The 24320-nt window shown below is 73.6% G+C and carries 17 protein-coding genes and 1 pseudogene; 4 read left to right on the top strand and 14 right to left on the bottom strand.

The window, feature by feature from the left end:
• Nucleotides 1-14 precede the first annotated feature (14 nt).
• From ngcE to QBL21_RS11165, 7 genes are all read right to left on the bottom strand, one after another.
• Entirely contained in the window at nt 15-1439 is a 1425-nt protein-coding gene (gene ngcE / locus QBL21_RS11195) for an N-acetylglucosamine/diacetylchitobiose ABC transporter substrate-binding protein (protein ID WP_407561973.1), read from the bottom strand.
• Between the two features lie 546 nt (nt 1440-1985).
• A complete protein-coding gene (gene acnA, locus QBL21_RS11190; RefSeq protein WP_407566381.1) occupies nt 1986-4715 on the bottom strand; it encodes an aconitate hydratase AcnA in 2730 nt (909 codons plus the stop codon).
• A gap of 203 nt (nt 4716-4918) precedes the next feature.
• Nucleotides 4919-5743: an SAM-dependent methyltransferase gene (locus QBL21_RS11185; protein WP_407561971.1), complete on the bottom strand. Its 825-nt coding sequence runs from the start codon at nt 5741-5743 to the stop codon at nt 4919-4921.
• Nucleotides 5744-5777: 34 nt separating this feature from the next.
• Nucleotides 5778-7400, bottom strand: coding sequence for a hypothetical protein (locus QBL21_RS11180; RefSeq protein ID WP_407561970.1), 1623 nt, complete (start codon nt 7398-7400; stop codon nt 5778-5780).
• Nucleotides 7387-9408, bottom strand: a complete 2022-nt coding sequence (locus tag QBL21_RS11175; RefSeq protein WP_407561969.1) for an ATP-binding protein — start codon at nt 9406-9408, stop codon at nt 7387-7389. The genes QBL21_RS11180 and QBL21_RS11175 overlap by 14 nt, the downstream gene beginning before the upstream one ends.
• Nucleotides 9409-9468: 60 nt before the next feature.
• Nucleotides 9469-10362, bottom strand: a complete 894-nt coding sequence (locus tag QBL21_RS11170; protein WP_407561967.1) for a hypothetical protein — start codon at nt 10360-10362, stop codon at nt 9469-9471.
• A gap of 341 nt (nt 10363-10703) precedes the next feature.
• Entirely contained in the window at nt 10704-10868 is a 165-nt protein-coding gene (locus QBL21_RS11165; RefSeq protein WP_407561966.1) for a hypothetical protein, read from the bottom strand.
• Between the two features lie 431 nt (nt 10869-11299).
• Between QBL21_RS11165 and QBL21_RS11160 the strand changes: the two genes are divergently transcribed.
• Nucleotides 11300-11446 carry a hypothetical protein gene (locus tag QBL21_RS11160; RefSeq protein WP_407561965.1) on the top strand — a complete coding sequence of 49 codons (147 nt, stop codon included), beginning with the start codon at nt 11300-11302 and terminating at the stop codon, nt 11444-11446.
• A 625-nt stretch (nt 11447-12071) separates the two neighbouring features.
• On the opposite strand, the gene QBL21_RS11155 is transcribed toward QBL21_RS11160, so the two are convergent.
• Nucleotides 12072-12470 carry a RidA family protein gene (locus tag QBL21_RS11155; RefSeq protein ID WP_407561964.1) on the bottom strand — a complete coding sequence of 133 codons (399 nt, stop codon included), beginning with the start codon at nt 12468-12470 and terminating at the stop codon, nt 12072-12074.
• A gap of 174 nt (nt 12471-12644) precedes the next feature.
• Nucleotides 12645-13874 carry an acyl-CoA dehydrogenase family protein gene (locus tag QBL21_RS11150; RefSeq protein ID WP_407561963.1) on the bottom strand — a complete coding sequence of 410 codons (1230 nt, stop codon included), beginning with the start codon at nt 13872-13874 and terminating at the stop codon, nt 12645-12647.
• Between the two features lie 118 nt (nt 13875-13992).
• On the opposite strand from QBL21_RS11150, the gene QBL21_RS11145 reads away from it, so the two are divergent.
• A complete protein-coding gene (locus QBL21_RS11145) occupies nt 13993-15630 on the top strand; it encodes an AMP-binding protein (protein ID WP_407561962.1) in 1638 nt (545 codons plus the stop codon).
• Nucleotides 15631-15639: 9 nt separating this feature from the next.
• The gene (locus QBL21_RS11140; protein WP_407561960.1) at nt 15640-16569 is read left to right on the top strand and encodes a PaaX family transcriptional regulator C-terminal domain-containing protein; all 930 of its coding nucleotides are present in this window, start codon (nt 15640-15642) and stop codon (nt 16567-16569) included.
• Between the two features lie 46 nt (nt 16570-16615).
• Here QBL21_RS11140 and QBL21_RS11135 read toward each other — a convergent pair.
• A pseudogene (locus tag QBL21_RS11135) lies at nt 16616-17626 on the bottom strand (RNA polymerase sigma factor); the annotation flags it as partial.
• A gap of 294 nt (nt 17627-17920) precedes the next feature.
• On the opposite strand from QBL21_RS11135, the gene QBL21_RS11130 reads away from it, so the two are divergent.
• Nucleotides 17921-18583, top strand: a complete 663-nt coding sequence (locus tag QBL21_RS11130) for a hypothetical protein (protein WP_407561959.1) — start codon at nt 17921-17923, stop codon at nt 18581-18583.
• Between the two features lie 70 nt (nt 18584-18653).
• Here QBL21_RS11130 and QBL21_RS11125 read toward each other — a convergent pair whose 3' ends face one another.
• The 4 genes from QBL21_RS11125 to QBL21_RS11110 form a co-directional block, all read right to left on the bottom strand.
• A complete protein-coding gene (locus tag QBL21_RS11125; protein ID WP_407566380.1) occupies nt 18654-20969 on the bottom strand; it encodes a bifunctional salicylyl-CoA 5-hydroxylase/oxidoreductase in 2316 nt (771 codons plus the stop codon).
• Between the two features lie 5 nt (nt 20970-20974).
• Nucleotides 20975-21805, bottom strand: a complete 831-nt coding sequence (locus QBL21_RS11120; protein ID WP_407561958.1) for an enoyl-CoA hydratase family protein — start codon at nt 21803-21805, stop codon at nt 20975-20977.
• Between the two features lie 197 nt (nt 21806-22002).
• Nucleotides 22003-23001, bottom strand: a complete 999-nt coding sequence (gene argF, locus QBL21_RS11115; RefSeq protein WP_407561957.1) for an ornithine carbamoyltransferase — start codon at nt 22999-23001, stop codon at nt 22003-22005.
• 73 nt (nt 23002-23074) lie between these two features.
• Entirely contained in the window at nt 23075-24316 is a 1242-nt protein-coding gene (locus QBL21_RS11110; protein WP_407561956.1) for an arginine deiminase, read from the bottom strand.
• Between the last annotated feature and the right edge of the window lie 4 nt (nt 24317-24320).

Raw genomic sequence — 24320 nt, 5'->3', positions numbered from 1 at the left:
CTGGATCCGCCGATTCAGTGCTTGTACTTCTTGATGCTGTCGTCCTGGGCCGTCTCGTCGGCGATGCCCTGGATCTTGTCGATGGCCTCGGCGGGCTTGATGCCGCCCTTCATCATGTCGCCCAGGACGAAGACGATCTTCTCCCGGTACGGGGTCGGATACCAGTCGGGGAACCGGGGGTTGAGGAAGTTCTCGCCGGCGCCGTCGAGGAGCCCGACGGCGGTGGTGAGCCCGGTGCCCAGTTGCAGGCCCTCCTCGGAGCCCTCGACGCAGGCGAGGGACGACACCAGCTCGGTGAAGCCCGCCGCGGACTTCTTGCTCAGCATGTTCCGCAGGAACTCCATGGCGCCCACGGAGTTCTTGGCCTTCGCCGGCACGATGAAGGGCTCGCCGGCCTGCGCCCAGATGGTCTCGAACGGCATCGCGTCCGAGCTGTCCAGGTTCGGCGACGGGGAGACGGTCATCTCGAAGTCCGGGGGCGTGGTGTCCTTGGACTCGTTCTCCACCCAGGAGCCGTTCGGGATGAAGATGCAGTTGCCGCGCTCGGTCCAGTCGGTCTGCACGTCCGTGTGCGTCTTGCCGGGCGAGTTCTTCAGGACGTAGCCCTTGTCGTACAGCTCGTAGTGCGCCTCCATGACGCCCTTGACCGCGTCGTGCTTCCAGGCGTTGGGTTCGAGGTTGTCGATCGCGTCGAGCACCTCCACGCCGCCGACCTTGCCGATCATCGGCAGCATGCTGAAGCCGAGGTACTGGGGGTAGACGCCGGTGTACGCGAACCCGGCGATGTTCTGCTTCTTCGCGTCCGCGCAGATGGCGAGCATGTCGTCCCAGGTCTTCGGGTACTCCCAGCCGTTGTCGTCCAGCAGCTTCTTGGAGTACCAGAGGCCGAACACCGAGTAGGCGATGTTCATCCGGTAGACCTTCTCGTCGCCGTACTGGCCCATCTCGATGGTGCCGTCGCGCAGGGTGTCCCGGACCTTCTTGCCCGGGTCGTCGATCGACGGGGCGTCGAGCAGCGGGGTGAGGTCCGCGAGCTGGCCCTGCGTGATGAGCGCGGGCACGTCCATGGCCTCGTCGCCCGAGTTGTTGATGAGGTCCGGCGGGTCGCCGGCCGCCATCCGGCCCTGGACCTTCGACTGGATCTTCTCCGTCGAGCTGGTTTTCACCTTGGCGAAGTTCTTCTGGTACGCGGTGGCGTCGTCGTCGATGTACTTCGTGCCGAAGCCGCCGTCGAACATCAGTACTTCGAGGTCGGTGTTCTTGTCCACACCCAGCGGGTTCTTGTCGGTCTTGTCGGCCTTCGCGCCGCCGTCGTTGTCGTCGTCGCCGCCACCGCTGGCACACGCCGACAGGGCACCGACGGTGGGGACGGAGATCAGGCCGAGGGCCATGGCCCGCTTGATCAGATCGCGGCGACCGACATGCGTGTTGGATCCCATGCTCAAGTCCTCACTCTCTCCAGGACTCAGGCGGTGTACCGGATCCCCCGACGCAAGGTGTCTCATGGTGCAGGAGCCGATTACCGCGGTCATGTGTTACGTGAGTGGTGCAGGGTGGTGCTCCGGAGGGTTGGGGGTGCCGCCGGGTGCGGACAGGTATAGTCCACTCGGCGCCGCCTGAGCAAGATCGAATACAAGGTTCGTCGAGAGTATTTCCCGACTTGAGACCTGCGGGAAACGCGCTGCGGCCCCACCCGCACCCGGTCGGCCGGAAAGCCCGTCACCGTGGGTGCCGACCGCCATTGGTCCAGCCTTTTGGAGCCCGCGCCGGGCGGGGCAGGAAGCCGCCCGCACGCACCCGGAATGTCCTGATCAGCGCCGGGTCCGTACGTCCGCGGGCGCGCCCGCCCCGAGAGCGGCCCGGCCCGGCGCGCGCCCACCCGGATGGCCGCCACGACGACGGGCGCCGGGCGTGCCGTCCGGGACGCGGACGCAAAGAACCCCGCGCCCTCCGGGTGGAGGGCGCGGGGTGTGGGGCCGGGCGGGTCAGTCGCGGATCAGGGAGCGCAGGACGTACTGGAGGATGCCGCCGTTGCGGTAGTAGTCCGCCTCGCCGGGGGTGTCGATGCGTACCACCGCGTCGAACTCGACGCCGGTGTCCGTGGCCACCCGGACCGTCTCCGGGACGGGGCCGTCGTTCAGGGCCGTGATGCCGGTGAAGGTGAAGGTCTCCTCACCCGTCAGGCCCAGCGACTGCGCCGAGGCGCCCGCGGGGAACTGGAGCGGCAGCACGCCCATGCCGATGAGGTTGGAGCGGTGGATGCGCTCGTACGACTCGGCGATCACCGCGCGCACGCCGAGCAGCGCGGTGCCCTTGGCCGCCCAGTCGCGCGACGAGCCGGAGCCGTACTCCTTGCCCGCCAGCACCACCAGCGGGGTGCCGGCCGCGGCGTAGTTCTGGGCCGCGTCGTAGATGAAGGAGACCGGGGCGTCCGGGCGGGTGAAGTCGCGGGTGTAGCCACCCTCGGTGTTCGGGGCGATCTGGTTGCGCAGCCGGATGTTGGCGAAGGTGCCGCGGATCATGACCTCGTGGTTGCCGCGGCGGGAGCCGTAGCTGTTGAAGTCGCGGCGGGTCACGCCGTGCTCGGTGAGGTACTGGCCGGCCGGGGTGTCGGCCTTGATGGCGCCCGCCGGCGAGATGTGGTCGGTGGTGACCGAGTCGCCGAGCAGGGCCAGCACGCGGGCGCCCGCGACGTCCTCGACCGGCGCCGGGTCCATGCCCATGCCGTCGAAGTACGGGGGCTTGCGCACGTAGGTGGACTCGGCGTCCCAGGCGAAGGTGTCGCCGGTCGGGATCGGCAGCGCCTGCCACTGCTCGTCGCCGGCGAAGACGTCCTGGTACGACTCGGTGAACATCTCCTCGCCGATGGCGGCGGCGACGACCTCCTCGACCTCCTGCTCGCTGGGCCAGATGTCCTTGAGGTAGACCGGCTTGCCCTCCTTGTCCGTGCCCAGCGGCTCGCGGGTGATGTCCACCTTCATGGAGCCCGCGAGCGCGTACGCGACGACCAGCGGCGGCGACGCCAGGTAGTTCATCTTCACGTCGGGGTTGATCCGGCCCTCGAAGTTGCGGTTGCCGGAGAGCACCGAGGTGACGGCCAGGTCGTGCTCGTTGACGGCCTTGGAGATCTCCTCCGGCAGCGGGCCGGAGTTGCCGATGCAGGTGGTGCAGCCGTAGCCGACGAGGTTGAAGCCGAGCTTGTCGAGGTACGGGGTGAGGCCGGCCCGGTCGTAGTAGTCCATGACGACCTTGGAGCCCGGCGCCAGCGTGGTCTTCACCCACGGCTTGCTGGTCAGGCCCTTCTCCACCGCCTTCTTCGCCAGCAGCGCCGCGCCGACCATGACGGACGGGTTGGAGGTGTTGGTGCAGGAGGTGATGGCGGCCACGGTGACGGCGCCGTGGTCGATCTCGAACGTCGTGCCGTCGGCCGCGGTCACCGGGGTGGAGCGGGTCGGCACCCCGTTGGAGGAGGCGGGGGCGTCGGAGGCGGGGAAGGACTCCTTGCCCGGCTCGTCGGCGTCGTCGACGTAGTTGCGCACGTCGAGCCGGAACTGCTCGGCGGCCTTCGACAGCTCGATGCGGTCCTGCGGGCGCTTCGGCCCGGCGAGCGACGGCACGACCGTGGACAGGTCCAGCTCCAGGTACTCGGAGTACTCCGGCTCGTGCGCCCCCTCTTGATCAGACGCAGTGTGCCACAGGCCCTGGGCCTTGGCGTACTCCTCGACCAGCGCGAGCTGCTGCGCGTCGCGGCCGGTGAGCTTGAGGTACGTGAGGGTCTCGGCGTCGATCGGGAAGATCGCGGCGGTGGAGCCGAACTCCGGCGACATGTTGCCGATCGTCGCCCGGTTGGCCAGCGGGATCTGGGCGACGCCGGCGCCGTAGAACTCGACGAACTTGCCGACGACGCCGTGCGCCCGCAGCATCTCGGTGATGGTCAGCACCAGGTCGGTGGCGGTGGTGCCGGTGGGCAGCTCGCCGGTGAGCTTGAAGCCGACGACGCGCGGGATGAGCATCGAGACGGGCTGGCCGAGCATCGCCGCCTCGGCCTCGATGCCGCCGACGCCCCAGCCGAGCACGCCGAGGCCGTTGACCATGGTGGTGTGGCTGTCGGTGCCGACGAGGGTGTCGGGGTACGCCTTGCCGTCGCGGACCATGACGACGCGGGCCAGGTGCTCGATGTTCACCTGGTGCACGATGCCGGTGCCGGGCGGGACGACCTTGAACTCGTCGAACGCGGTCTGGCCCCAGCGCAGGAACTGGTAGCGCTCGCGGTTGCGCCCGTACTCCAGCTCCACGTTGACCTGGAAGGAGTCCGGGGTGCCGAACTTGTCGGCGATCACGGAGTGGTCGATGACCAGCTCGGCCGGGGCCAGCGGGTTGATCCGGGCGGGGTCGCCGCCCAGGTCCTTGACGGCCTCGCGCATGGTGGCGAGGTCGACGACGCAGGGGACGCCGGTGAAGTCCTGCATGATCACGCGGGCCGGCGTGAACTGGATCTCCCGGCTCGGCTGGGCCTGGGAGTCCCAGTCGCCCAGGGCCCGGATGTGGTCGGCGGTGATGTTCGCGCCGTCCTCGGTGCGGAGCAGGTTCTCCAGCAGCACCTTCAGGCTGTACGGCAGCCGGGCGGCACCGTCCACCTTGTCCAGCCGGAAGATCTCGTACGACTCGCCGCCCACGTGCAGCGTGCTGCGGGCGTCGAAGCTGTTCGCCGACACGACAGTCTCCTTCGTCATTCGCGTTCCACCGCAATCCTGCCGCTACGTCCGAAGCGGGGCGACTTGAGGGTGGCACCTTCGGCAGATATCTCGATGTCGAGATAAACCTTACTCCATGGCTCCTCCCGGGTGCCCACCCGTGCCGCGTACGAACCGGGGCGGGCCCGGGGCCGCCCCGGCGCCGGCCCGCCGCGCCGCCGCGGTCAGGCCGGCTTGCGGGCCACGCCGCCGTACATGGCGATGTGCGAGTTCGGCACCGACTCGCCGATGCCGTCCGGGCGCCAGTGGTGGACCAGCGTCACCCCCGGGTCGATCGGCTCCAGGCCGGCGAAGAACCGCTCCGCCTCGGCGCGGTCGCGGATCTGGAGCGGGATGCCGCGCGCGTTGTACTCGCGGCCGACGCCCGCGACCCGCTCCGGGTCGGTGTCGCCGGTGAAGACCGTCAGCGCCAGGAAGCTCCCCGGCGCCAGCGCGCCCAGCAGCCGCGCGACGATGCCCTGCGGGTCGTCCTCGTCGAGGATGAAGTGGACGATGGCGATGAGCGACAGCGCGACCGGCTCGTCCAGGTCGAGCACGTCGCGCAGTTGCGGGTCGGCGAGGATCGACTCGGGGTCGCGCAGGTCGGCCTGGATGTAGCCGGTACGGCCCTGCCTGGTGCTCTGGAGCAGCGCGCGGGCGTGGGCCAGGACGATGGGGTCGTTGTCCACGTACACCACCCGGCACTCCGGCGCGACCTCCTGGGCCACCTCGTGGAGGTTCGGCGGAGTGGGTATGCCGGTGCCGATGTCCAGGAACTGCCGGATGCCGTAGTCGCGGGCCAGCGTCCTGGTCACCCGGTGCATGAAGACCCGGGTCTGCTTCATGGAGGTCGGCAGGCTGGGCCAGGCACGCACGGAGGCGTCGCCCGCGGCGCGGTCGGGGGCGTAGTTGTCCTTGCCGCCGATGAGGTAGTCGTAGACGCGCGCGGAGTGCGGGCGGTCGGTGCGCAGGTCGATCTCGGGCTCGTCGTCGCGGGATAACGCGTTCATGCGGTGCCGTCACCTTCCTCGTCGTACGCCGTCGTCATGCCGGGCACGTGCCGTCCGGGGCCTGGAACGTCCGGTACAGCCGCGGCCGGTCCGCGTCCTGCGGACGCGGGTACTCGATGACCGGGACCGGCTTGCACACCGGCCAGTTGTCCTTCTCCACGTCGAAGCCGAACTGCCCGCTGGCGCCGTGCACGCAGTCCTGGCACGGGTCGCCGCCCGCGACCACCTTCATGTTGGTGATGGTGTTGTACACGTCGAGCTTGGACGGCAGCCGGTTCGACTCCTTGCCCGCGGCCGGCTGCTCCAGGTCGTCCAGCGCGGTGCCGACGGCCTGGGCGAGGACGGTGAACGCGTCGTGGTGCATGATGGCGTACCCGTCGTCGAGCGCCTCCCCCGGCAGCCCGCTGACCTCCGCGAACCCGTCGGCGAAGGTGGTGAAGCGCTCGTCGGAGCCGTCGCCGGAGCGCCACGAGGGCGCGTCGGTCGCCGAGGCGCCGACCGTGACGACCCGGGCCTCGGCCATGTCCGCGCGCACCTCCTCGCCCGTCAGCCCCTCGGGCAGGCCGGTCGCGACGCGCAGGATGCGTATCTCGGAGTCGAAGTCGTCGCACTCCGGCTCGTCGGACAACTGGGTGATCAGATACGGCAGGTCGGAGTCGCGGCCGGCGTAGAAGACGGTGTCGGCCTCCAGCCGGCAGATGCCCCGGGCGGCCGGGGAGAAGCGGCGCGGCGCGCCCTTGTAGTCGCCCATGATGCCGACGAAGGAGGAGCTGCGGTTTTCGAGCTGGTACTCCTCGCCGAACACGTCGCGCATGTTGTCGCGGGTGTTGGCGACGTAGTTGTCCTCCTTGCGCGAGTCCCAGACGAGGTAGCCGGAGGGCTTGCCGGGCCGGGCGCCCGGGTGGCCGTCGAGGTAGTCGGCGAGCGCGGCGACGGACTCGGTGTTGGACGGCGCGGACTTGAACAGGGTGTCCGCGCTGATCATCGGCGAGCTGAGCACGCCGGAGACGGCCGGTATGTCGGCCTTCGACAGCGCCTCGGCGGCGTCCTCGGTGTCCTGCTCGCTGTTGGGCAGGCCGACCACGCCGACGAGCGGCGAGTCGCTCCTGGTCGGCGCCTTGCCGGTGGTGAGCGCGGCGAGCTGGTCGACGGCCGGCCGCCACTGCGACAGGTCCTTGCCGACGTTGGCCAGCAGGAGCTGGTAGTTGACGCCCTGCGCGCGGTCGTTGGCCGCGAGCTGCGCGGTGAGCACGCCGGCGAGGGTGTTCTGCACGACCTCGGGGGTCATCGCGCTGGACTCGGTGGCGTTGAACGGCATCATCAGCCCGACGCGCACGTACGGCTCGCGATCGGAGCTGTCGTCGTCCTCCCAGGTGGCGCGGATCCGCTCGTTCTCCTCCCCGATCTGCCGTACGAGGTCCGCTATCCGCTCGTCCGGCCCGTCCGCGCCCGGCGCGAAGGCCGGCGACTGCGCGGTGGCGTCGGCGACGCCGACGCACTCCTCGCCGTTCGCCGACTCCACGAGCCCGTCGCCGCACGGCCCCTCACCCCCGAGGCCGAGCACCACCAGCACCGTGGCCGCGGTGATCGCCGCGACGGCCAGCACCGCCAGGATCGCCTTCTCCGCACGGCCCAGCGGCCGGCTAAGGAATGGCATGGCCCCTCCCCTCCTCGCCGCCCTCGCGGCGTCCCACGGCCGAGTCCGGTGTCCGCAGTTCCTTCAGCGCCGCCGGCCACTCCTGCGACGCGGCGTACAGGGCCCTGCCGCCCGTCGGGTGCTCGAACGACAGGAAGTCCAGCTCCCGCCCGATCCGGCCGCGCAGGTGCGCGTCGGGTACGGACAGCGGGTCGGCGGCGTACCACACGGCGTGCAGCAGCCGGTTGACGGACCGCGCGACGGCGTCGCCGGAGAACGTCGCGTCCCGCTCCCCCGACGCCGTCGCCCGGCACACGTCGGCCCAGGCGGGATCGGGCGGGTGCGGGGCGCTGGCGATGCGCCACAGGTCGGCGAGCCAGTGGTCGGTGGCCGGCCGGTGCAGGACGGCGGTGAGCCAGCGGGCGGGCTCGGCGGGGCTGCCCGCGGCCAGCTCGTGGTGCCGGGCGGCGGCGTGCTCGCCGCGGTCCTCGTGGTGCCCGCGCAGCAGTTGGTGCAGCTCCGCCCAGGGCTGCGGCGGGTCCGTCGCGTCCGCCGGGCGACGGCGCAGCTCGTTGACGAGCACGGCGCGCAGGAAGCCGTCGGCCACGAACGGCCGGCCGGCCTGCGGCCACCGCTCGTCGCGCAGGTGGCTGCGCACCTCCTCGACGGCGCCGATCTGGTGGTCGCGGGTCAGGTACGCGCCGGCCAGCACCCGGGCCGCGGCGGCGTCCTGCGCGACGGACAGCAGCACGAGATACCCGGCCAGCGCCGCGTCGGGCACGAGCGCGGCGAGCATCAGCTCCGTGACGTGCTCCCCCGCGAGCCGCAGCCGCGCCAGCTCGTGCGGCTCGACGGCGGCCGGCTCCGGCGCGGCGTCCAGGGCGTCGTAGAAGATCCGGCAGCCCAGCGGGCTGCCGCCGGTGAACCGGTGCACGGCGCGGGCCACGTCCTGGCGTACCGCCCGCTCCTCGCCGACGTGCATCATCGACAGCAGCTCGTCGGGGTCCAGGGGCGGCAGCGGCAGCGTGACGAGCCCGGCGGCCGGGTCGCCGGGCTCGCCGCGGCGGCGCCACTCGCGCAGCCCGGCGACGTTCGCGGCGGTCCAGCGGGCCGCGCCGGCGAACCGCTCGCCGCGCGGCTCGCCGAGGGTCGCGGCGAGGACGACGAGCGGGTCGGGGCGCTCGCCCGCGCCGACGCGCCGGGTGAGCAGCAGGTCGAGCAGGTCCTTGCCGGCGGGGCTGTGGACGTTGTCGAGGAGCGCCAGCGGGCGGGGCGCGGCGTTGAGGTGCCGCCATCCCGCGTACGCGGCCCGCAGGTCCTCCAGCAGCGCTTCGACGAGGTAGCCCTCGATGCGCCGGCGCATGCCCTCGCCGAGGTGGAAGGCGCGGCACAGGGCGGTGAGCACGTGGTTGTTGTCCTGCTGCGAGGTGGGCACGCCGTCCAGGCCGTCGTACCACTGGCGCACCGCCCGGTTCTCCCGGAAGCCCAGGTACCGGTCGGTGAAGAGATGGATGCTCGCGGCGGCGATCGGGCCCAGTTCGTCCGTACCCCACCCGCCGATGAGGTCGATCACGTCGCCGGGCCAGCCGCGGGCCCGTTCCGGGTCCTTCTCCAGCCCGCAGTCGGTGAGCAGCGCCTCGACCCGCGCGCGGGCGCACGCCTGCTCGTCCAGCTCCCCCCGGTGCCAGGCGCTGACGGCGACCAGACCGGTGAGCAGCCGGGGCAGCCGGAGCCGGCCGAAGCCCTGGCGGTGCGCGCACAGCCCGCGGGCCAGGTCGGTCAGCAACTCGGCGACGGGCGAGGTGTTGGAGACCGCGGCGTCGTCGTCGCGGACGCCGGCGCAGTCCACCGCGGCCACGGGGACGCGGTCGGCGTACGCCTCGCGCAGCGCGTCCAGCACGGCCGTACGGCCGCTCCCGTGGCCGCCGTGGAGCAGCACGGCGGGTACCTCGCCGCGCGGCTCCTGCCGTACGGCCTTCCGCTTCGTGTGGTGCAGTCCCACCATCTGCGGCACCAGTTCCACTAGCACGGCATCACGTCCGTACAGGGTCAAGCTCCGCTTCCCTCCCGTTGCGCGACGGCGTCCCGGCTAGCCGAGCATGCCGCCGACCTGTCGTGCCGTTTCGAGCAGGAGCTGCCGGCCGGTGGTGTCCGGGGCGCTGCCCAGCTCGCGGCTGATCCGGTCGAACAGCTCCCGCACCCGGCCGGGCCGGCGCTCCTCGGCCGCGCGGCGCAGTTCGTCCCCGTCCCGCAGCAGCAGCCGCAGCCGCTCCTCGTCGAGGCCGAGCGCGGGGCCCACGTCGGCGAGTTCGTCGGCGAGCCTGCCGACGTAGGTGACGGTGCTGTTGCTGATGATCGTGACGTCGCCCTGGATCGTCTCGAAGTGGAAACTGGGCTGCCGGTCGCTCTGGCGGCGCAGGAACCCGGCGACGCCGGTGCCCGCGTGGCCGCAGTCGAGCCCGCGCGCGGTGAGCTTGACCTGCCCGGTGACCAGGTCGCCGGAGACGCCGGCGTCGAGGAGGTCGAGCAGGCCCGCGGAGCGTAACGAGCGGGCCGCGGAGAGGACTTCGCCGGCCCTGAGGGCGTCGCCGTGGAAGAAGACGTGGTCGGCGACGAAGAAGTCGCGCAGCAGCAGCTCGTCGTCGCCGCGGTGCTCGAAGGCCCAGCGCAGCACGGCGTCCTCGGCGTACCCGTGGCGCGCCCCGGGGTCGCGGCGCTCGCGCTCCAGGCGCAGCGCGCGCTCGTGGCCCTCGGGGCGGAGCGAGGTGTCGGCGGGGTTGTGCTCGGGCCAGCGGTGGACGTGCACCAGGCCGCGGTCAGCGAGCGCGGCGATGACGGCGGAGACGCCGAGGGCCGGCTTGTTCTGCTCGACGCCGAAGGCGGCGGTGCGCACCGGCACGTCGGGGCGGTGGCCCGACTCCCGCAGCAGCCACAGCAGCAGGCGCGCCTCGTAGCGGCCTAACTCGGGCCGGCTGTGTGCCATCGGCGCGTAACCTCTGTTCTGTGTGCGGCGGTTGGGGGTGCGCACGAATCTACCTAGGTTGTCCGCCGGTCACCAGTTCGTAGCCCTGTGCAGTCGCCGCAATGCGGCCATCTCGTAGCACGACCGCGACCTGCCGCGGGTGCCCGCCCGGCCGAGGGCGGGGCGGGGCGGCGGTCGCCGCGGTCGCGTCCGCGGCGCGCGCGGAGAAGCACCGGGTCTTCGAGCCGGGCCCGTCGAGGGGCCGCGGGAAGGTGCGCCCGTTGCCGGGGGCGGTCCCGGGGGCCGCCCCGGAGCCGTCCCCGCGCGGTCGGTCATACGCGACCGCGCGAGGACGGTGCCGTTCAGCCCCGGGCCGCCAGCGAGTCGCGGAGCTTGACGGCCGCGGCCAGCTCGGCGGTGTACCGGCCCGGGTCGGCCGCGGCCAGCTCCTGGTAGAGCGCCACCGCCTGCTCGGCCGGAGCCGGGGCCTCGCCGCGGCGGGCGGCGGCGACCAGCAGGGACGCCATGCGGTACGAGCACTGGGCGAGCAGGGCGCGGTATCTGCCGGGCTCGGCGTCGTCGAGCCCCTGGTAGATGCCGCGGGCCTCCCCCCCAGGCGTCGGCGGCTTCGCCGGGGCGCCCGGCGCCCTGGAGGTGCGCGGCGAGGTTGGTCTGCGCCCAGGCGACGTGCTCGGCGTCCGCCAGGGCCCGGTAGCCGGCGACGCCCTCCTTGCCGGCCGCGATCGCCTCGTCGTGCCGGCCGGCGCGGGAGAGGTACACGCCCAGCATCACCAGCGTCTGGGCCGCCGGCGGCCGGCTCGATCCGCCAGAGCCCTTCGGCGGGCTGCCAGACCGCGGTGTCGGGCCGGCCGTCGCCGTCGAAGTCGGCCCGCAGCGCCATGGGCTCGGCGACCGGTTCGGCGGGGGCGGCCGCGGACCGGTAGAACCAGCAGCCGACGTGAGGAACAGCTCGCGCAGCGCGGCCAGTTGCGGCCCGCCCTGCTCGGCGGAGCGCTTCTCCACCCTGACCTGCCAGGTCGCCACCGGGCTGCGGCCCCAGAACGCCGGCTGGGTGCGGGGCGGGCCCTGCGGCCCGCGGTCGTAGGTGGCCGGGACGGTGCTCGACCGGCCCGGCGCGAACAGCTTGACCGCCTTCGTGTCGTCCTCGTGGCGCTTGTTCTCCGCCCGGCCGGTGTGGTCGAGGATCAGCGAGACGGTGGGTGTCCGGGCGGTGGCGCCGACCGGCCCGATGCGTACGAAGTCCACCTTCACCTCGGTCCAGGCAGCCGGGAAGCCGTCCCATCCGACGGCGAACCCGGCCGTCCTGCCCGCACGCGGCGCGTCCAGAACCTCGGGCTGGTCCACGGTCACGTAGCGCAGGTCGCACGTAGCCGTCGTCGTGGAGGATCTCGCGGGCGACCAGTGCCAGCCGGGCGGTCTGCGGGAGCTTGTCCCGGTAGTGGTCGAGTTCTTTGCGGATCTCCGCCAGTAAGGCGTCGTTGACCCGGATGGTGTCCCGGATGCAGATCCAGTCGCTCGGGATCTCTTCTCCCGCGGCTGTCGTCATGGCGCGTCCCCCTCGTCCTCCCTGTTCACTCGATTGTCGAGGGTGGGGGACCCATGGAATGAATTCTTACGTGATCAGGCAGCATTCCCTCATTCGAGCTACATATCTGGAATCGGTTGATTCCAGCGGCGATTGGCACTCTCCCGGGCCGTCGTCCGACCGCTCAGGGCAGCACCGCGATACCGTCCAGCTCCACCAGCGCCTCGGTGTCCCAGAGCCGGGTGACGCCGATCAGCGCCATCGCCGGGTACGTGTCGCCCGCCAGCCGGCGCCAGATGCGGCCCAGTTCCGCGGCGTGGGCGCGGTAGTCCTCGGGGTCGGCGGCGTAGACGGTGACGCGGGTGAGGTGGGCGGGCTCGCCGGCGCAGGCGCCGAGCGCGGTGAGGAGGTTGCCGAGGGCCTGCTCGAACTGGGCGGGGAGGGTGTCGCCGACGATCCGGCCGGCGGCGTCCAGGGCGGTCTGGCCGGCGAGGAAGACGAGGGTGGAGCCGGTGGCGGTGACGGCGTGGCTGAAGCCGGAGGGCTTGGCCAGCGAGGCGGGGTTGACGCGGTGGACGGACACGGCGGCGGTGGTCCCTTCGGTGGACGGCGGTACGGGCGGGACGTACGGGTCGCGGCGGGCGCCCGGGGCGGGGCGTGCGTGCGGGTCGGGGCGTGCGGGTCGGGGGCTCGCGGGCGGTGCGCGGGTACGGGGCCCGTTGGCCCGGGGCCCGGGGCCGGAGCGCGGGGCCGCGGGTCAGCGGCGGTACAGCTCCTTGGCGATGATGCTCCGCTGCACCTCCGTCGCCCCCTCGTAGATGCGCGGCGCGCGCACCTCGCGGTACAGGTGCTCCAGCAGATGCCCCTCCTGGAGGGCCCGGGCGCCGTGGATCTGCACCGCCGCGTCGACGGCCGCCTGCGCGGTCTCCGTCGCCAGCAGCTTCGCCATCGCCGCCCACCGGGCGACGTCCGGCGCCCCCGCGTCGTACGCCGAGGCCGCCGCGTACACCAGCAGCCGGGCCGCCTCGACGCGGGTGGCGGTCTCGGCGAGGGTGTGCGCGACGGACTGGAGGTCCTTCAGCGGCCCGCCGAACGCCTCCCGCCGCCCGGCGTGGTCCACCGCCGCGTCGAGCGCGGCCTGCGCCATGCCGATCGCGAACGCGCCGACGGAGGGCCTGAAGAGGTTGAGCGTCGCCATGGCGGTGCGGAAGCCGCCGCCGATCTCGCCGAGCACGTCGGCGGCGGTGACGGGGACGCCGTCGAAGCGCAGCGTCCCGATGGGGTGCGGGCTGAGCATGCGCAGCGGTTCGCCGGTCAGCCCGGGGCGGTCGGCGGGGACGAGGAAGGCGGTGACCCCGCGGGAGCCACGGGAGTCGGCGGCGCGGGAGTCGGCGACGTGGGAGTCGGCGACGGGAGGAGTGCGCGCGAAGACGGTGGCGAAGTCGGCCTCGGGGGCGTTGGAGATCCACTTCTTCTCGCCGGTCAGCCGCCAGCGCCCGGGCCCGTCCGGCTCGGCGGCCAGCCGCAGCGCCGCCGCGTCCGAGCCCGCCTCCGGCTCGGTCAGCGCGAACGCCGCGACCGCGCGCCCGGCCGTCACCTCCGGCAGCCACCGCCGGCGCTGCTCGGACGTGCCGGCCTGCACGACGGGGTACGCGCCGAGCCCCTGGAGCGCGAGCGCCGTCTCGGCCTCGGTGCACTCGCGGGCCAGCGACTCGCGCAGCAGGCACAGCGTGAGCGCGGAGACCGGCCCGGCGGCGGGGAACACCTGTGCCAGCAGGCCCGGTTCGCCGTCGTCGCCGGGGGCGCCGAGCGCGGCGAGGAGCGGCCGGTTGACCCGGCCGGGCCCGCCCGCCGCGGCCAGCGGGCGAAGCCGCCGCGCGGCGAACGCGCGCACCTCCTCGCACCACCGCCGCCGCCCGGGGTCGAGCGCGAAGGCCGGGGGCTGCGGCGGTGGCGGCGCCGGCTGCTGCTGCGGCTGCTGCGCCATGCGGGCGCTCCTTCCTCCCGGTGACGTGGCGGCCGGGATATCGCGGACTGTTGACTGTCGTCACGCCAACGCTACGCTCCTTGGGGTACCGCAGGGCAGACCTAGGGGGCGTACCGACATGCAGCTCAAGCCTTCCGCCCACGCCGACACCTTCGCCCGCGACCACCTCCCGCCGTCCGGGCAGTGGCCGGACCTGGTCTTCCCGCTCCCCGGCCTGCGCTACCCCGACCGGCTCAACTGCGGCGCGGAGCTGCTCGACGCCACCGTCGAGCGGTTCGGCGCCGGCCGTCCCGCGCTGCACACCGCCGCCGGCGAGAGCTGGTCGTACGGTGAACTCCAGCGCCGCACCGACCGGATCGCGCACGTCCTGACCGACGACCTCGGCGTGCTGCCCGGCAACCGGGTGCTGCTGCGCGGGCCCACCACCCCCTGGCTGGTGGCCTGCTGGCTGGCCGTCATGAAGGCGGGCGCGGTCGCCGTCACCGTGCTGGCCGCGCAGCGCGCGCACGAGCTGCGCGGCATCTGCGAGCTGGCGCGGGTCCGGCACGCGCTGTGCGACGCGCGCTCGCTCGACGACCTGGCCAGGGCGGAGGTCGCGGACCTGGCCGTCGTCCCGTACGGCGGCGACGGTCCCGGTGACCTTCTGCGCCTCGCGGATGCCAGACCCGACGCGTACGCGCCTGTGGAAACCTCCGCCGACGACGTCGCGCTCATCGCCTTCACCTCCGGCACCACCGGCCGGCCCAAGGGCTGCGTCCACTTCCACCGCGACGTGCTGGCCATCGCCGACACCTTCTCCGAGCACGTGCTGCGGCCCGTCCCCGACGACGTGTTCGCGGGCAGCCCGCCGCTGGGCTTCACCTTCGGCCTCGGCGGCCTCGTCGTCTTCCCGATGCGCGCCGGCGCCTCGACGCTCCTGCTGGAGCAGGCCGGCCCCGACCGGCTGCTGCCGGCGATCGCCGAGCACCGGGTGTCGGTGCTGTTCACCGCCCCGACCGCGTACCGGGCGATGCTCGACAAGCTCTCCGCGTACGACGTCGGCTCGCTGCGCCGCTGCGTGTCCGCGGGCGAGAACCTGCCGGCGGGCACGTGGCAGGAGTGGCGCGAGCGCACCGGGCTGCGGATCATCAACGGGATCGGCGCCACCGAGATGCTGCACATCTTCATCTCCGCCGCCGACGGCAACGCCCGCCCGGGGACGACGGGCGTGCCGGTGCCCGGCTACGAGGCGCGCATCGTCGACGCGGACGGCGCACCGGTGCCGGACGGCGAGCCGGGGCTGCTGGCGGTGCGTGGGCCGACCGGGTGCCGGTATCTGGCGGACGAGCGGCAGCGGGAGTACGTGCGGGGCGGCTGGAACCTCACCGGCGACACGTATGTGCGCGAGCCCGACGGGTACTTCCGGTACGTGGCGCGCGCGGACGACATGATCATCTCGGCGGGGTACAACATCGCCGGGCCGGAGGTCGAGGACGCGCTGCTGCGCCACCCCGACGTGCGCGAGGCGGCGGTCGTCGGCCGGCCGGACCCGGAGCGGGGCACGGTGGTCGTGGCGTACGCGGTGCTGCGCGAGGGCGTGGTGCGCGGGCCGGAGACGGAGGCGGCGCTGCGGGAGTTCACCAAGGGCGAGATCACGCCCTACAAGTGCCCGAAGGAGATCCTGTTCACCGACGCGCTGCCGCGCACGCCGACCGGCAAGCTCCAGCGCTACCGGCTGCGGCAGGAGCAGGCCGGGTGGGCGGCCGGGAATCGCTAGAGTGATCGAGTGGCAGCCGAGCGAACCCCGCGGTCTCTGATCGTCAGCTTCTACGGCGCGTTCGGCCGGGGCGCGGGACCGGATTCCGGGCGGGTGCCCGTCGCGGCGCTGATCCGGCTGCTGGGCGCGGTCGGTGTGGACGCGCCGGCGGTGCGGTCGGCGGTCTCCCGGCTCAAGCGCCGCGGGCTGCTGGTGCCCGTACGCCACGGGGGCGAGGCCGCGTACGCCCTGTCGCCGTCCGCCCGCACCCTCCTCGACGACGGCGACCGCCGCATCTACCGCCGGGACACCCCCGCGAGCCCCGGCGACTGGCTGCTGGCGGTGTTCTCCGTGCCGGAGTCCGAACGCCGCAAACGCCACCTGCTGCGCTCCCGCCTGACCCGCCTGGGCTTCGGCCAGGCGGCCCCGGGCGTGTGGATCGCACCGGCACACATCGCGGAGGAGACCCGCCACACGCTGCGCCGCCTGGAACTCGCCCCGTACGTCGACCTCTTCCGCGGCGTCCACGAGGGCTTCACGCCGACGCCGGAGGCGGTGGCGCGGTGGTGGGACCTGCCGGCCATCGCGAAGCTGCACGAGGCGTTCCTGGACGCGCAGGAGCCGGTGCTGCGGACATGGACGGAGGGGCGGGACGCCCCGGACGCGGCCGGCGACGCGCCGGGCCAGGCAGCGCGGGACAGCCGGGACGCGCGGAACGGCCGGGATGAGCGGGACGGCCGGGATGAGCGGGACGGCCGGGATGAGCGCGCGTACCGCGACTACCTGCTCGCGCTCGACGCCTGGCGCGAACTCCCCTACGCCGACCCGGGCCTGCCGGCGGACGTGCTCCCGCAGGACTGGCCGGGCGCCCGGGCGGCGGAGGTCTTCGCCGCCCTGCACGACCGCCTCCACACTCCCGCGTCCCGCTACGCCCGAACCCGCCTGCACCCCGCCCGCTGACCGCCCCCGAGGGGCCCGCACCCCGGCTGCGCCGGCGGCCACCGCCTCAGCGCAGCCGCTCCCCCGCCCGCTCCAGGAACCGCCGCTCCGCGGCGTTCTCCGTCCGCCGCGCCGCCTCCGCGTACTCCGCCGCCGCCTCCGCGGTCCGCCCGGCGCGGCGCAGCAGGTCGGCGCGTACGGCGTGGAAGACGTGGTAGCCCGCGAGCGGCAGGGCGTCGACCTCCGCGAGCGCCGCCGCGGGACCGGCCGTCTCGGCGACCGCGACGGCCCGGTTCAGCGCCACGACCGGGGTGGGGGCGACCACCGTCAACTGGTCGTAGAGGCGGACGATCTGCCCCCAGTCGGTGGCCGCGGCGGTGTCGGCGTCGCTGTGGACCGCGTTGATCGCCGCCTGGATCTGGTACGGGCCCGGCCGGCCCCGCCGTACCAGCTCCCGCCCCTCCGCCATCAGCCCCCGGTCCCACAGCCCGCGGTCCTGGTCGGCGAGGAGCACGAGGTCGCCGGCCGCGTCCGTACGGGCCGCGCGCCGCGACTCCGTCAGCAGCATCAGCGCCAGCAGCCCCAGCGCCTCGGGTTCGTCCGGCATCAGCGCGGCGAGGAGCCGGCCCAGCCGGACGGCCTCGGCGCCGAGGTCCGGGTGGCCCAGGGCGTCGCCGGAGCCGGCGGTGTGGCCCTCGGTGAAGATCAGGTAGATCACGGCGAGCACCGCGCCCAGCCGCTCCGGCAGATCGGCGTCCCCGGGGACCCGGTAGGGGATGCGCGCGTCGCGGATCTTGCCCTTGGCGCGTACCAGCCGCTGCGCCATCGTCTTCTCGGGGACCAGGAACGCGCGGGCGAGGTCGGCGGTGGACAGCCCGCCGAGGAGCCGGAGGGTGAGCGCGACCCGGGCGGCGGGGGCGAGCGCGGGGTGGCAGCAGGTGAAGATCAGGCGGAGCCGGTCGTCCTGCACGGGCGTCTCCTTACCGGCCTCGGGCGCCACGGCGGCCACGGCGGCCTCTGCGGGATCGTCCGCGTACGGCGCGTCGCCGGCTCCGGCACCGTGGAGCAGCGCTGCCCGGCGGGTTGAGGCCGCCGGACAAGACCCAGGCGCCGGCCGCGCGCATCTCGGCGTTCACGGCCTCCAGGTCCTTCATGATCGGTTCCAGCACCTCCGGGGGCGGCGGGTCGCCGTCGGGCTGGTAGATGCTGAGCAGGTACTGCTTCACGGCACTACTCCTCGGTGTCACGGACGGCCGTCCCGGCCGCCCTCCCACCCTCTACACGAACGACCCCCGCCGATATCGACACCGGCGCGCGAAGATTCCTCCGGCGGCGCGGGACCGGTCCCGGCCGGTGCCCCGATACTGGCCCGATGTGGTGGAGAGGACGCAAGCGGGCGGCGCACGAGCCGGCGACCCGGGCGTACGGGCGGCTGCGGCTGTACGCCGACACCGTCGAGGACAGCGGCACCGTCATCGACAAGAAGGACGACGGGCAGGTCTACGAGGTGTCGTGGGTCAGGACCGAGGCCGCCGCGCTGGACTACCTGCGCGGGCGGGACGTGCGGCGGGAACGGTACTACGTGATCGTGGAGACGCCCGTGCGCAACTTCGGCCGGGACATGATCATGATCTTCGACGAGGCGGACGGTACGCCGATCGAGATCCCCCCGCGCACCCCGCTCGCCGAGCCCGCGGCGTCGGCGACGCACTGCGCCCGCTGCGGGTACCCGGTGCTGCCCAGCAGCCGCGTGGAGTTCCCCTGCGACGGCGACCCGGACTGCGGACACCCCTGGCACACCGCGGACTTCGCGCAGAGCGCCGAGGAGGTGATCGGGGCCGGGCTTGGGTACCGCTGCGTGACGTGCCGCAGCGCCGCCTGCCGCGCCTGCTACGAGGCCACCGGCGACGAGAACCGGGCGCGGACGCACGGGTTCGTGGCCGGGCCGGACGACGAGCGGCCGAAGGCGGACGTGGAGATCGTGCACCGGCTGTGCTGGATCTGCCGGAGTCCCGTCACGATTCTGGACGGGTAGGAGGCGCGGCCCCGCGGCCGGCCGGCGGACCTCACGGACGCGGACCTGTCCGGCCCGCCCTGCCCCCTGCTCAGCCGCCCTCCAGCGTCAGCCTCGGCTTCGGCCCGTCCGTACGCCCCGCGGGCGGCCGGCGGCTGCCCGCGCGGTACGGCGCCGGCCACGGGGCGCCCGGGCCGGTGTAGCCCTGCTCGGCCGCGGCGTGCAGCGTCCAGTGGGGGTCGTACAGGTGCGGGCGGGCCAGGGCGCAGAGGTCGGCGCGGCCGGCGAGGACCAGGGAGTTCACGTCGTCCCACGAGGAGATCGCGCCGACCGCGATCACCGGAATCCCCAGCTCCGCGCGGATCAGGTCGGCGTACGGCGTCTGGTACGAGCGGCCGAACGCCGGCCGCTCCTCGGCGACGACCTGGCCCGTGGAGACGTCGATCGCCGCCGCGCCGTGGTCGGCGAACGCGCGGGCCACCGCGACGGCGTCGGCGGCGGTCGTGCCGCCCTCGGCCCAGTCGGTGGCGGATATCCGCACGGTCACGGGCCGGTCGGCCGGCCATGCGGCGCGTACCGCGTCGAAGACCTCCAGCGGGTAGCGCAGCCGGGCGTCGAGGTCGCCGCCGTAGGCGTCGGTGCGGCGGTTGGTCAGCGGGGAGAGGAAGCCGGAGAGCAGGTAGCCGTGCGCGCAGTGCAGCTCCAGCAGGTCGAACCCGGCGCGGGCGGCGCGCCGCGCGGCGGCGGCGAACTCCTCGCGGATCTCGTCCATCCCGGCCCGGTCCAGCTCGCGCGGCGTCTGGTTCAGGCCCGCGCGGTACGGCAGCGGGGAGCTGGCGACGACGGGCCAGTTGCCGTCGGCCAGCGGCTCGTCCATGCCCTCCCACATCAGCTTCGTGGAGCCCTTGCGGCCGGAGTGGCCGAGCTGGACGCCGAGGGCGGTGCCGGGGGCGTGGCCGCGGACGAAGTCGACGACGCGGCGCCAGCTCGCCTCCTGCTCGTCCGACCACAGGCCGGTGCAGCCGGGGGTGATGCGGCCGCGCGGGCTGACGCAGACCATCTCGGTCATCACCAGACCGGCGCCGCCGAGCGCGCGGGCGCCGAGGTGGACGAGGTGGAAGTCGCCGGGCAGGCCGTCCTCGGCGACGTACATGTCCATCGGCGAGCACACCACGCGGTTGCGCAGGGTGAGGCCGCCGAGGGTGTACGGCGTGAACATCGGCGGCGTGCCCTCCGGCACCCCCGCCTCGCGCTCGACGGCGGCGACGAAGCCGGGGTCGCGCAGCCGCAGGTTGTCGTGGGTGATGCGGCGGCTGCGGGTGAGCAGGTCGAACGCGAACTGCCGCGGCGGGCGGCCGAGATGGCGGGCCAGGTCCTCGAACCACTCGCGGCTGGCGTGCGCGGCGCGCTGGGTGGAGGCGACGACGGGCTTGCGCTCGGCCTCGTACGCGGCGAGCGCGGCCGGCACGTCGGGCTGCTCCTGGAGGCAGGCGGCGAGCGCGAGGGCGTCCTCGACGGCGAGTTTGGTGCCGGAGCCGACGGAGAAGTGCGCGGTGTGGGCGGCGTCGCCGAGGAGGACGACGGCGCCGGCAGCGCCGGCCGCGTCGGCAGCCGGAGGCTCGTACCACCAGCGGTCGTTGACCACCGTGCGGAACGCCGTCCACAGCGAGCGGTTGCCCACCAGCGGCCGGCCGTCCAGCGCCTCGGCGAAGTACGCCGCGCACCGCTTGGCCGTCTCCTCCTCGTCGCAGCCGTCGAGCCCGGCGCGCCGCCACACCTCCTCGCGCATCTCGACGATGACGGTGGAGGCCGGCTCCGGCGCCACCGCGTACGGGTAGCCGTGCAACTGCATGACGCCCGCGTCGGTCTCGACGATCTCGAAGCGGAAGGCGTCGAACGCGAACGGTGCGGACAGCCACACGTAGCGGCAGCGGTGCTCGGCGATCCGGGGGCGGAAGACGTCGGCGTGCGCCTCGCGGGTGGCGCTGTTCACGCCGTCGGCGCCGACGACGAGGTGGTGGCTGCGGGCGAGTTCGGCGGCGGGCCGGGCCTCGGTGCCGAACCTAAGGTCGACGCCGAGGTCGCGGCAGCGCTGCTGGAGCACCGCGAGCAGCCGGCGGCGGCCCAGCGCCGCGAAGCCGTGGCCGCCGGAGCGCTGCACGCTGCCGCGGTGGACGATGTCGATGTCGTCCCAGCGCACGAACTCCCGTTGCAGCGCGGCGTAGACAACGGGGTCGGCGTGCTCGATGCCGCCGAGGGTCTCGTCGGAGAGCACGACGCCGAAGCCGTACGTGCTGTCCGGGGCGTTGCGCTCGTAGACGGTGACCTCGCGGGCGGGGTCGAGCCGCTTGAGGAGCGCCGCGGCGTACAGCCCGCCGGGCCCGCCGCCGATGACCGCGACCCGCACGGCGCTCAGCGCCCCTGCCACGCCGGGGGCCGCTTCGCGGTGAACGCGGCGTGGAACTCGGCGTAGTCGGAGCTGTTCATCAGCAGCGCCTGGGTGGCGGCGTCCATCTCGACGGCGGCGGCCAGCGGCATGTCAAGCTCGGCGGTGAGCAGCGCCTTGGTCTGCGCGTACGCGAGCGTGGGCCCGGCGGCGAGCCGGCGGGCCAGCGCCAGGGCGGCCTCGTCGGCGCGGCCCTCGTCGGCGAGTTCGCTGATGAGGCCGATGCGTTCGGCCTCGGCGGCGCGCACGGCGTCGCCGAGCATCAGCAGCCGGGTGGCGTGGCCGAGGCCGACGACGCGGGGCAGCAGGTAGGCGGCGCCCATGTCGCCGCCGGAGAGGCCGACGCGGGTGAAGAGGAACGCGAAGCGCGCGGAGGGGTCGGCGACGCGGAAGTCGGCGGCGAGCGCGAGGACCGCGCCGGCGCCGGCGGCGACGCCGTGCACGGCGGCGACCACCGGGAACGGGGCTTCCCGCAGGGCCCGTACGACCTGGCCGGTCATGCGGTTGAAGTCCAGCAGCCGGCCGGTGTCCATGGCCAGGGTGGCGCCGATGATCTCCTCGACGTCGCCGCCGGAGCAGAAGCCCCGGCCGGCCCCGGCGAGCACCAGCGCGCGGGCGGTGCCGGTGCGGGCCAGCTCGGCGATCAGGTCGCGGAGGTCCGCGTACGCCTCGAAGGTCAGCGCGTTGAGCTTCTCGGGGCGGTCGAGGGTGACGGTGACGACGCCGTCGTCGTCGGCGGCGACGCGGAGGTGCTCCCACTGCGCGGTGCTGCCGGCGGATCCGGTGAACGGGCTCATCGTGCGCGGCCCCTGTCTCAAGACGGTGGCGGTGGCGGTAAGCCGAAGTTATCACTCATACGTGACTGTCGTCACGACCGCGCGATACGCGGATGGGCGCACGGATCCGCGGCGCGGCCCCGGGGAACGGCCGGGCGGCGGCTGGCCGGCAGGCGGCGGCTGGGCAGATGGGCGGCGGGCGGCGGGCGGCGGGCGGTTCAGCCCAGGGTGGCGACGAGGAGCGCCTTGATGGTGTGCATCCGGTTCTCCGCCTCGTCGAAGACGACGGAGTGCGCCGACTCGAAGACCTCGTCGGTGACCTCCAGCGACGTCAGCCCGTGCCGCTCGTGGATCTCCCGGCCGACGGCCGTGCCCAGGTCGTGGAAGGCGGGCAGGCAGTGCAGGAACTTCACGTCCGGGTTGCCGGTGGCGCGCAGCACGTCCGACGTCACCGCGTACGGGCGCAGCGCCGTGATCCGCTCGTCCCACACCTCCTTGGGCTCCCCCATCGACACCCACACGTCGGTGGCGACGAAGTCGGCGCCGGCCACGCCCGCGGCGACGTCCGCGGTGAGCGTGATCCGCGCGCCGCTGGCGGCGGCGAGCCGGCGGGCCTCGGCGACGACGGCCGCGGCCGGCCAGTACGCCTCGGGCGCCACGATGCGCACGTCCATGCCGAGCAGGGCGGCGGTGACCAGATAGGAGTTGCCCATGTTGAAGCGGGCGTCGCCGAGGTAGGCGTACGCGATCTCCTCGACCGGCCGCGGGCTGTGCTCGGTCATCGTGAGCACGTCGGCGAGCATCTGGGTGGGGTGCCAGTCGTCGGTCAGGCCGTTGTAGACGGGCACGCCCGCGTGGGCGGCGAGTTCCTCGACGGCCGCCTGGGCGGCGCCGCGGTACTGGACGGCGTCGTACATCCGCCCCAGCACCCGCGCGGTGTCCTTCACCGACTCCTTGTGCCCGAGCTGCGAGCCGGCCGGGTCCAGGTACGTGGTCGACGCGCCCTGGTCCGCCGCCGCGACCTCGAACGCGGCGCGGGTGCGGGTGGAGGTCTTCTCGAAGACCAGCGCGACGTTCTTCCCGGTCAGCCGGCGCCGCTCGGCGCCCTGCCGCTTCGCCGCCTTCAGCTCGGCGGCCAGCGTCAGGAGGTGGCGCAGCTCCTCGGCGGTGCAGTCCAGCTCCTTGACGAAGGTGCGGCCGGTGAGGTCTATCGCCATGGTCCCGCGCTCCTGAGATTCTATGCGTACGAACGCATCACTATACAGGCCGCCTCTCCGGTACCGCCCCGGGCTACACCGGCAGCCGCTCGACGGGACAGCTCATGCACCGCGGCCCGCCGCGCCCCCGGCCCAGCTCGCTGCCGCGGATCTCGATCACCTCGATGCCCTGCTTGCGCAGGAACGTGTTGGTCGTCGAGTTCCGCTCGTACGCCACCACCACGCCCGGCTCCACCGCCAGCACGTTGCAGCCGTCGTCCCACTGCTCGCGCTCGGCGGCGTGCACGTCCTGCGTGGCCGTCAGCACCCGGATCCGGTCCAGGCCCAGGGCGGCGGCGATGGCGTTGTGCATGTGCTCCGGCGGATGGTCGGTGACCTTCAGCTCGTCGCTGCCCGAGCCGGGCTCGATCGTGTACGAGCGCAGCATGCCCAGGCCCGCGTACTGCGTGAACGTGTCGCCGTCGATCATCGTCATCACCGTGTCGAGGTGCATGAACGCCCGCGCCTTCGGCATGTCCAGGGCGACGATCGTCCGCGCCGAGCCGGCCGCGAACAGCCCGCGGGCCAGCAGCTCCACCGCCTGCGGGGTGGTGCGCTCGCTCATCCCGATGAGCACGGCGCCGCTGCCGATGACCAGCACGTCACCGCCCTCGATGGTCGACGGGTAGTCCTCCTGGCCGCCGGACCAGACGTGGAACGCGCCGGACTGCGGCCCCGCGAACAGCGGGTGGTGCTTGTAGATCGCCTCGAAGTGGACCGTCTCGCGCTGCCGGGCCGGCCAGCGCATCGCGTTGATCGACACCCCGTCGTAGACCCAGCAGGAGGTGTCGCGGGTGAACAGGTGGTTCGGCAGCGGGCCGAGGAGGAAGTCGTCCGGGTCCATCACGTGGAAGCGCACCGACGCCGGCTCGGCGAACCCCGCCAGGTACTCCCGCTTCGTCATCCCGCCGACGAGCGCCTCCACGAGCGCCGCGGAGTCCAGGGAGTCGAACGTGGAGCGGAGCTTCTCGGTGGCGAGCGGACCGTACTCCTTCTCGTCGAAGACCCGGTCGAGGACCAGCGCCCGCGCCTCGGGGATGTCCAGGCTCTCCGCGAGCAGATCGCCGAAGAGGTGCACCTGCACGCCGCGGTCGCGCAGCACGTCGGCGAAGCCGTCGTGCTCCTCGCGGGCGCGGCGTACCCAGAGCACGTCGTCGAAGAGGAGGGCGTCCTTGTTGCGGGGCGTGAGGCGCTTCAGCTCCATGTCCGGCCGGTGCAATATCACGCGGCGCAGGCGGCCGGCCTCGGAGTCGACGCGGAAAGAGGGCGCTGGCATGGGA

Source organism: Streptomyces sp. 184 (genome assembly GCF_045781775.1).
Taxonomy (GTDB): domain Bacteria; phylum Actinomycetota; class Actinomycetes; order Streptomycetales; family Streptomycetaceae; genus Streptomyces.
The sequence above is the reverse complement of the archived record's forward strand: the minus strand, read 5'-3'. Positions and strand labels throughout refer to the sequence as shown.

Coding starts and splice junctions, on each gene's coding strand:
- ngcE (WP_407561973.1), bottom strand. CDS start 1,439: ATGGGATCCAACACGCATGTCGGTCGCCGCGATCTGATCAAGCGGGCC.
- QBL21_RS11185 (WP_407561971.1), bottom strand. CDS start 5,743: ATGAACGCGTTATCCCGCGACGACGAGCCCGAGATCGACCTGCGCACC.
- QBL21_RS11180 (WP_407561970.1), bottom strand. CDS start 7,400: ATGCCATTCCTTAGCCGGCCGCTGGGCCGTGCGGAGAAGGCGATCCTG.
- QBL21_RS11170 (WP_407561967.1), bottom strand. CDS start 10,362: ATGGCACACAGCCGGCCCGAGTTAGGCCGCTACGAGGCGCGCCTGCTG.
- QBL21_RS11165 (WP_407561966.1), bottom strand. CDS start 10,868: ATGGCGTCCCTGCTGGTCGCCGCCGCCCGCCGCGGCGAGGCCCCGGCT.
- QBL21_RS11150 (WP_407561963.1), bottom strand. CDS start 13,874: ATGGCGCAGCAGCCGCAGCAGCAGCCGGCGCCGCCACCGCCGCAGCCC.
- QBL21_RS11145 (WP_407561962.1), top strand. CDS start 13,993: ATGCAGCTCAAGCCTTCCGCCCACGCCGACACCTTCGCCCGCGACCAC.
- QBL21_RS11130 (WP_407561959.1), top strand. CDS start 17,921: ATGTGGTGGAGAGGACGCAAGCGGGCGGCGCACGAGCCGGCGACCCGG.
- QBL21_RS11120 (WP_407561958.1), bottom strand. CDS start 21,805: ATGAGCCCGTTCACCGGATCCGCCGGCAGCACCGCGCAGTGGGAGCAC.
- argF (WP_407561957.1), bottom strand. CDS start 23,001: ATGGCGATAGACCTCACCGGCCGCACCTTCGTCAAGGAGCTGGACTGC.
- QBL21_RS11110 (WP_407561956.1), bottom strand. CDS start 24,316: ATGCCAGCGCCCTCTTTCCGCGTCGACTCCGAGGCCGGCCGCCTGCGC.